We start from the raw sequence: 8,629 nt of genomic DNA, 5'->3' as shown, positions 1-8,629 counted from the left end.
CCAAGCGGCGGTGCCGCGAGCGCGCGAACCGAATAAATAAACCGCCGTGCCGGATGGCAAATATTTACCTAACAAGGCTTTGATAGCAATTACCGAATGTTGCGTTAATTCTTCTCGAGTCATATTCGCTACAAAAGGCCATTTGGTTTGCTCATCGGCACAAGTACTTTTCCTACTTGACGATTAGTGTCCAAATATCCGCTCGACTTCTCAGAACACCTGCTTATCGATGAGCCCGAGCAGGTATTGCCCATAGCCGTTTTTAGCTAGCGGTTTTGCCAACACCACAAGCCGCTCGTCGCCTATCCAGCCGCTACGCCACGCGATTTCCTCGGGGCAGGATATCTTCAGGCCTTGGCGGGTTTCGATAGTCTCGATGAAATTGCTGGCTTCAATCAAGCTGGCATGGGTACCGGTATCCAGCCAAGCGTAACCCCTTCCCATGATTTCGACACTCAGCTGCTGCTCGGCCAAATAAATTTTGTTAACGTCGGTGATTTCCAACTCGCCGCGCGGCGACGGCTTTAATTCGGCGGCGATATCCACCACCCGATTGTCATAGAAATACAAACCCGTGACGGCATAATTGCTTTGCGGCTTGGCCGGTTTTTCTTCCAACGAAGTGGCTTTGCCGGCGGCGTCAAAGGCGACGACGCCGTAGCGCTCCGGATCGTTAACGTGGTAAGCAAAGACCGTGGCCCCATTTGCTTGGGTTGCAGCTCCCTGTAGCTGGACATGCAAATCGTGGCCGTAAAAAATATTATCGCCCAACACCAGGGCGCTGGGACTGCTACCGATAAAGTCGCGACCGATGATGAAGGCTTGTGCCAGTCCGTCCGGGCTGGGCTGCACCGCGTACTGCAGATTGATACCCCAATCGCTGCCATCGCTGAGCAGCTGTCGAAACAGCGGCGTGTCTTGCGGCGTGGAAATCACCAGAATATCTCGGATGCCCGCCAGCATCAACGTGCTGAGCGGGTAGTAGATCATCGGCTTATCGTAGATCGGCAACAATTGTTTGGAGACAGCCTTGGTAACCGGATACAGCCGGGTGCCGGAGCCGCCAGCGAGAATGATACCTTTGCGATTTGCCATGATCAGTTTCCTAAAATTTCCGCCAACATCCGCTCCACGCCGCTTTGCCAGTCGGGCAGCCGGAGATTGAAGGTGGTTTGCAGTTTTTGGGTATTCAAACGCGAGTTGAGCGGACGTTGGGCCGCGGTCGGATATTCGCTGGTCGCGATCGCCTTGACGGCGGATTCGGCTACTTTCAGGATTTCGCCGCGTTGGCGGGCAACGCCGAACACGAATTGAGCGTATTCGTGCCAACTGGTGGCGCCGGCGCTGGCCAAATGATAGACGCCGGAAACGTCGGGTTGGCAGGCCGTGGCTCTGAGGGCGTGGGCGGTCACATCGGCGATCAATTCCGCGCCGGTCGGCGCGCCAATCTGATCGGCGATCACAGTCAATTGTTCGCGTTCCCGCGCCAAACGCAACATGGTTTTCGCAAAATTATTACCGCGCGCGGCATATACCCAACTGGTCCGAAAAATCAGATGTTTGGCGCCGGACGCTTGAATCGCCTGTTCGCCGGCCAGTTTGGTTCGGCCGTAAACGCTGAGCGGATGGACCGCATCGTCCTCTTGCCAGGGCCGGTCGCCGCTGCCGTCAAACACGTAATCGGTCGAGTAATGCACCAGCCAGGCACCGCACAAGCGCGCCTGTTCGGCAATGACTTGGACCGCCGCGGCGTTAATCGATTGCGCCATGTCGACTTCGGTTTCGGCCTTGTCAACGGCGGTGTAAGCGGCGGCATTGACGATGACGTCCGGCACCAGCCGGCCGATCGTGTCGGCAATCCCCGCAGTATCGGCCAAATCGGCGCAATGTCTGTCCAGCGCCACCAACTCGCCGAGCGGCGCCAGGCAGCGTTGCAGTTCCCAGCCGACTTGGCCGTTTTTGCCGAACAGCAGAATCTTCATGCTATTGCGCCTGGCGGGCTGCGTAGTTTTTATCCAGCCAGGATTGATATTCGCCGGACATCACGTTTTGCACCCACCCCTGGTGCGCCAGATACCACTCGACCGTCTTGCGGATACCGGTTTCGAAGGATTCGGCCGGTTTCCAGCCCAACTCGCGTTCCAGCTTGCTGGCGTCGATCGCGTAGCGGCGGTCGTGACCGGGACGGTCGGTAACGTAGGTAATTTGCTCGGCGTAGGATTTACCGTCGGCGCGCGCTTGCAGTTCGTCGAGTATCGCGCACAGCACGTTGACCACGTCGAGATTGGCCTTTTCGTTCCAACCGCCGACGTTATAGACCTCGCCAACCGTACCGGCTTCCAGCACCCGGCGAATCGCGCTGCAATGATCCTTGACGTACAGCCAATCGCGGATTTGCTGACCGTCACCGTAAATCGGCAGCGGCTTGCCGGCCAACGCATTCTGGATGCACAGCGGGATCAGCTTTTCCGGAAAATGGTAGGGGCCGTAATTGTTGGAACAGTTGGTGGTCAATACCGGCAAGCCGTAGGTGTGGTGATAGGCGCGCACCAAGTGGTCGCTGGCGGCCTTGCTGGCCGAATACGGACTGTTGGGTTGGTACTGGTTGGTCTCCGCGAACGGCGGATCGGTTTTTTCCAGCGAGCCGTAGACTTCGTCGGTGGACACGTGCAGCAAGCGAAAATCGCGTTTGCCGGCCTCGTCCAAACCGCCCCAGTATGCCCTGATCGCTTCCAGCAGCCGAAAACTGCCCAGCACGTTGGTTTGGATAAAATCTTCCGGGCCGTGAATGGAGCGGTCCACGTGCGATTCGGCGGCGAAATTCACCACGGCCCGAATTTGGTGCTGCTTCAACAAATCCAGCACCAAATCGTAATCGCCGATGTCGCCCCGGACGAACACATGCCGGCTGTCGCGTTGGAGTGTCGCCAGATTTTCCAGGTTGCCCGCATAGGTCAGCTTATCCAGATTCACGACTGCTTCGTCGTGTTGCGCCAACCAATCCAAAACGAAATTGCTACCGATAAATCCGGCGCCGCCGGTCACTAATAGTGTCATGAGTTGCTTTCCGCCAGTTGTCAGGCCGATTCAAATATAGGGTTAACTGCATTCTATCGTAGGTTTACCGTGGCTTGTCCAGCGCTTCAGCTTTCAAGGCAAAAACAAACAAAATCGCGCCCCGCCCAGCCGGCTCTGATTGTCGACGCTAACATAACCGCACTGATCGCCGTTTTTATGCAAACCGGCAATCACCGACACAAAAAACAAACCCAGACCGGTATTGCCGCTAATCCAGTCCAAATCGACGCTGCCGCTCAAATCGGCGTCGAGTATCTCGGGCGGATAACCCTCGCCGTCGTCCTCGATCGCCAACCGTAAATAGCCGCCCTGCTCAACGGCGCTGACCAGCACCTTCGCCCTTGTGTACCGCAACGCGTTGTTCAAAATCGTCGCCAACGCATTGGTCACCTGCGGATAGTCGCAAAAACACAGCAAGTCGTCCGGACATTCAATGACCACCTCAATCTGATTCAAGCGCGATAAGCGGCTTTGTTGGTCCCTGGCCTCGTTCAGAATGTCGATGACCGGATAGGCATCGATCATCAGGCAAAATTTATCGGCATCGATCTTGTACAGCACCAGTAATTGCATCAGGCCGTGATTGATTCGGGTCGCCTCAAACTCCAATTGGCTGATATCCTCCGCCCGGTCCTGGACTTTCAAGGCCAATTGTCGAGTGAGTTCCAACAGAATTCCCAGCGAGTTCTTGATGTCATGGACGGTGGACGCCAACACCGCCGGAAACACGCCGGCCCGATCCACCCGCGCCGCCATCGCTCAGATCCGTTCCGAGTGGGCGTGCAGCAACTTGGCGTACTCGATCTGCAAAATGCCCAACTTATGCGGGTCCACGCCGACCTGTTTGGCTTTCTTGAACAAAGCCTTGGTCCGGCGATTTTTCTCCTCGTCGAAATCGTTGGCTTTCAGATCGTGGATCATGATTTTCAGCATATTCAGGATGATGGTTTTATTATCCGGTAGGTTGACGATGGCCTGCTCGAACAAGTCCAAGGCCTCCTTGAACTTGCCCTGCTTATACAGGGCCACGCCGCGGTTATTGGCGGCGATCAAGGCCTGCTTGGTTTTTTGGATCAGGATTTCCGAATGATTGTGCAGACCGATGTCGCTCTGCATCTTGCGGACGGCGTTCAGAAAGGCGTCGTCGTCGATGTGGTATTTGATCAGATCGTACAAAATCTCCTCGGCCTTGCCGTGCTGGTCGTTCTGGAAACAGGCTTTCACCACTTCTAGCTGTAGCTCCCTGGGCGCCTTGTTGCCGAGCAGGCCCGCCAGCTTGACCGTGCGTTGCAGGGCTTTTTCCGCCTCGTCCTCGTTACCCAGCGCCTTGTACACCTCGATTTCCAGCGCGCTGGCCCGCAAATCGGCCTCCGGCTGATTCGCGTACTCCCGGCGCATTTCGTCCAGGACTTGCAAAGCCTGGGTGCCGGCATTGCTGCGCGCGTACAGTCTTGCCAACCCGGCATAATCGGCGCTGGAACGATGCACCGAATGCTTACCCAATTTGACGACGTTTTTGTAGGCCTTTTCGGCGGTTTCGAGATTGCCGTTCTTGTCGGCGGTTTCGGCCAACTTTTTCTGCCGCAATATCGATTGTGGCGACAACTCCAACGCTTGATGCATCACGTTCTCGACATCGCCGTATTGGTCCAGCGCCTCGTAAGCCTTGCCCAACCAGTCGTAACACTCCATCAGCATCGGATTGTCCGCCATCAGACTCCGAAATCCGGCGATCGCCTGTTCGATATTGTTGCTCTGAAAATCGATGACGCCCAAACCCATCCTGGCCCAGGACAGCTCGCGCTGATGCAGTACTTCCTGGTATATCTCCCTGGCTTTGTCGAAATCGCCGGCGGATATCGCCAGCTCGGCGCGCAATTTCAGCAAATTCAGATGCATCTTCTTGTCGTTTTCGGCCAGCAAGCGATCGCATTGTTGTATCGCCAGCGGCAGATTGCCCTTGTCGATGGCGCGTTCCACCGGCGCCAGATAATCCTTGCGAGCAAAATTGCGGCTCAATCGGCTGATCAATTGCTGGGCGTTGAACGGCTTGGTCAGATACTCGTCCGGCTTGCCTTCCATCGCACCCAACACCGCGGCGGTGGATTGTTCCGCGCTAATCATCACGAACACGCAGCGATAATCGATCAAGCAACGGAAACGGGCTTCTTCCAGCACTTGCTGACCGTTTTTGCCCGGACCCAGGTTGTAATCGCACAACACAATATCGAAGCGGGTTTTACTCATCGCGACAATAGCCGCCTGACCGCTGTCGGCTTCACAAACCTGATCGGCATCCAACGCGTACAACATATCCCTGATCGCCTTGCGCATCACGGGATTGTCTTCGACGAGCAAGGTCGCCTTACCTAATAAACTAAATTTCATTGCCGGTTAAACATCAACAAACGGTCCAATCGCACGCTCCGTCAAACTTTATCGTTAGGGTCTTGAAAAAATTCGTCGGCATCCCCAAGTCGCCCCAGTCCGTTTCACAACCTGATTGAGTATAGACATGAGCACTGTTGAAGCCAATAAACAAACCCTGGGTTTCCAAACCGAAGTCAAGCACCTGTTGCATTTGATGATTCACTCCTTGTACAGCAACAAGGAAATCTTTTTACGAGAACTGATCTCCAACGGCTCCGACGCCGCCGACAAACTGCGCTTCGAGGCGCTGGGCAACGACGGCCTGTACGAAGGCGACGCCGAATTGAAAATCCGCGTCGATTTCGACGAAACAGCCAAGACCATCACCGTTACCGATAACGGCATCGGCATGACCCGCGAGGAAGTCCAGGACCACATCGGCACCATCGCCAAATCCGGCACCAAGGCCTTCTTCGAAAAACTGACCGGCGACCAAGCCAAGGACAGCGAACTGATCGGCCAATTCGGCGTCGGTTTTTACTCCTCGTTCATCGTCGCCGACAAAGTCACGCTGACCACCCGCAAGGCCGGCGCGCCGCACGACCAAGGCGTGCGCTGGGAATCCGACGGCCTGGGCGAATACACCATCGCCTCGGTCGAAAAAGCCGCGCGCGGCACCGAAATCGTGCTGCACCTGAAAGACGGCGAAGACGAATTCCTCAGCGAATGGAAGCTGCGCTCCATCATCAAAAAATACTCGGACCACATCAACCTGCCCATCATCATGAGCAAGGCAGTCCCGGCCGAGAAAGACGATGACGGCAACGAAACCGCGCCGGCCCGGGTCGAGGACGACACCGTCAACAGCGCCTCCGCGCTGTGGACCAAATCCAAGGACGACATCACCGAAGAACAGTACAACGAATTTTACAAACACGTCGCCCACGACTTCCAGGACCCGCTGGTTCACGTCCACAGCAAGGTCGAGGGCACCAACGAATACAGCCTGCTGTTGTTCGTGCCCGGCCGCGCGCCGTTCGACTTGTGGGACCGCGACGCCAAACACGGCGTCAAACTGTACATCAAGAAAGTCTTCATCACCGACGATCCGGAACAACTGATGCCACGCTATTTGCGCTTCGTGCGCGGCGTGATCGACGCCGACAGCCTGCCGCTGAACGTATCGCGGGAAATCCTGCAACAAAGCAAGCAAATCAGCGCGATCAAATCCGGCGCGGTCAAGAAAGTGTTGGGCTTATTGGAAGACCTGGCCGAAAACGACGCCGAAAAATATCAAAAATTTTGGGACATGTTCGGCAACGTCATCAAGGAAGGCCCGATCGAAGACCACAAAAACAAGGACCGCGTCGCCGGCCTGCTGCGTTTCTCGTCCACCCACACCAACGACAAAGCCCAAAACGTCTCGCTGGCCGATTACGTTAGCCGGATGAAGGAAGGCCAGGAAAAAATCTATTACATCACCGCCGACAGCTTCGCCGCCGCCAAAAGCAGCCCGCATCTGGAAGTATTCCGCAAGAAAGGCATCGAAGTCTTGCTATTGACCGACCGCATCGACGAATGGCTGGTGTCCAGCCTGACCGAATTCGACGGCAAGCACATGCAATCCATTGCGAAAGGCGAACTGGACCTGGACAAGTTCGACAGCGAAGAAGAGAAAAAACACCAGGAAGAAGTCAGCAAGGATTTCGAAACGGTCGTCAAGCAAATCCAGGAAGTATTGGACGACAAAGTCAGCGAAGTCAAAATCAGCCACCGCCTGACCGATTCCCCGGCTTGCCTGGTGACCGGTGCCTACGACATGAGTTTGCACATGGAGCGGATCATGAAGGAAGCCGGCCAGTCCGGCGGCATGTTCGGCATGGGCGGCAACAGCAAGCCGATCTTCGAAATCAACCCGGACCACGCCATCGTTCAGGCCCTGAAAAACGAGCAGGACGATGCCCGCTTTGCCGACATCAGCCATATTTTGTTCGATCAGGCTATTTTGAGCGAAGGCGGTCAGTTGGATGATCCGGCGGCGTTTGTACATAAGTTGAATGGGTTGTTGCAGGGGTTGTTGAAATAAACTGATTCGAATTGAAAAAGGCCGGGGAACCGGCCTTTTTTGTTGGCTTACAGGTTGATGGGAGTAAGAGCCATGTTTGATTTACTTGATAAGTATGCGAAAGACGATACTGTAGTTAAAGCTATATTCGATCATTTACGAAACATTGGTTTGATAGCACTAATTTTTGGAGCCGCCGCTTGGAAGCAAAAGCATATAGGTTTTGGTTGGGATGCCGTTTGGGATCAATTCGTTACCGCCTCGCTTGTATTTTTTGCATTCGGCCTCAGTTGGATAAATCACGAAAACTTATTCCACAAAATTAGAAATAGCAGCTTTTCGTTCTGGCTGAAGATTGTTATGGCTGTTCTGTATGCCATTATATTAGGAGAATTGCTCGCATACATGCAGACTGGAAGGGCTTAAGCCTCTAAACCCGCGTAGCTCCGATTAGCGAAGCGTAATCGGAGGAATGTAAATTCGAATCTCATATATTATTTCGCTACCGCGAGGCCTATTTTAATATCGGTTCTCGGACCGACAGCCGAGATACTTTTCTTTGCTTGTCCAAAGAAAAGTATCCAAAAGAAACGACACCCCATACCGCTTTGATCCTGCGCTCCTCCGGGTTTGACGAGGGTTTTCGGAAGGGCTGTCCTAGCCCTCCGAAAACGAGCGGCATCCCTGCTGCTCCCCCGCGGGCAACTTCTCGCCAAACCCTCCGGTGCTCGGAGCGGCATCAGGGGAAATGACTAGTGTGAAAAACTATGTCGTAATTTAGTATGGAGCAGGCCGATACTTGTACAAATGCAACTAAATGTCGCAATACTCGCGTTTTAAAATTACCCGACCACATTGCCATTGACCTTATCCAGGCTTCACATGCCTGAATGCGGACCGCCAACCGCCTCGGCCGGATAGTAAACTTTCAATACCGGATACAAAACAGCCTGGAAGGCACTGGCAAAGGTCAGGACCGGACATCCAATCCCCTCGAAAGCGCCACCGACAGTCCCGAGCGCACGCCCGCAGACGCCGGAAGTCCGGTCGAGACCTTTTCAAGTACGGTCCGGGTTTTTTTATACGCCAAAAGTTTGGGTTTAAGTGCGGTCGCGG

General features: G+C 54.8%; 7 protein-coding genes. 2 read left to right on the top strand and 5 right to left on the bottom strand.

Annotation, left to right across the window (positions count from 1 at the left end):
- Window positions 1–210: 210 nt before the first annotated feature.
- The 5 genes from rfbA to AC3B8H_RS15225 form a co-directional block, all read right to left on the bottom strand.
- Window positions 211–1,095 (bottom strand): glucose-1-phosphate thymidylyltransferase RfbA, encoded by an 885-nt coding sequence (rfbA, locus tag AC3B8H_RS15245; protein ID WP_488442397.1) that lies wholly within the window; start codon window positions 1,093–1,095, stop codon window positions 211–213.
- 2 nt (window positions 1,096–1,097) lie between these two features.
- Complete coding sequence (rfbD, locus tag AC3B8H_RS15240; RefSeq protein WP_488442396.1) at window positions 1,098–1,982, bottom strand: dTDP-4-dehydrorhamnose reductase; 885 nt, start codon at window positions 1,980–1,982, stop codon at window positions 1,098–1,100.
- A 1-nt stretch (window position 1,983) separates the two neighbouring features.
- Complete coding sequence (gene rfbB / locus AC3B8H_RS15235; RefSeq protein WP_488442395.1) at window positions 1,984–3,057, bottom strand: dTDP-glucose 4,6-dehydratase; 1,074 nt, start codon at window positions 3,055–3,057, stop codon at window positions 1,984–1,986.
- A gap of 93 nt (window positions 3,058–3,150) precedes the next feature.
- Complete coding sequence (locus tag AC3B8H_RS15230; RefSeq protein ID WP_488442394.1) at window positions 3,151–3,834, bottom strand: sensor histidine kinase; 684 nt, start codon at window positions 3,832–3,834, stop codon at window positions 3,151–3,153.
- A 3-nt stretch (window positions 3,835–3,837) separates the two neighbouring features.
- Entirely contained in the window at window positions 3,838–5,466 is a 1,629-nt protein-coding gene (locus AC3B8H_RS15225) for a tetratricopeptide repeat protein (RefSeq protein WP_488442393.1), read from the bottom strand.
- A 127-nt stretch (window positions 5,467–5,593) separates the two neighbouring features.
- Here AC3B8H_RS15225 and htpG point away from each other — a divergent pair, with 127 nt between their 5' ends.
- A complete protein-coding gene (gene htpG, locus AC3B8H_RS15220) occupies window positions 5,594–7,534 on the top strand; it encodes a molecular chaperone HtpG (RefSeq protein ID WP_488442392.1) in 1,941 nt (646 codons plus the stop codon).
- Window positions 7,535–7,606: 72 nt separating this feature from the next.
- A complete protein-coding gene (locus AC3B8H_RS15215) occupies window positions 7,607–7,939 on the top strand; it encodes a hypothetical protein (protein ID WP_488442391.1) in 333 nt (110 codons plus the stop codon).
- The last annotated feature ends 690 nt before the right edge of the window (window positions 7,940–8,629 follow it).

The organism is Methylomonas sp. BG-2, assembly GCF_057766305.1.
Note: the sequence above shows the minus strand (reverse complement) of the source record. Positions and strands in the feature narration are given on the sequence as shown.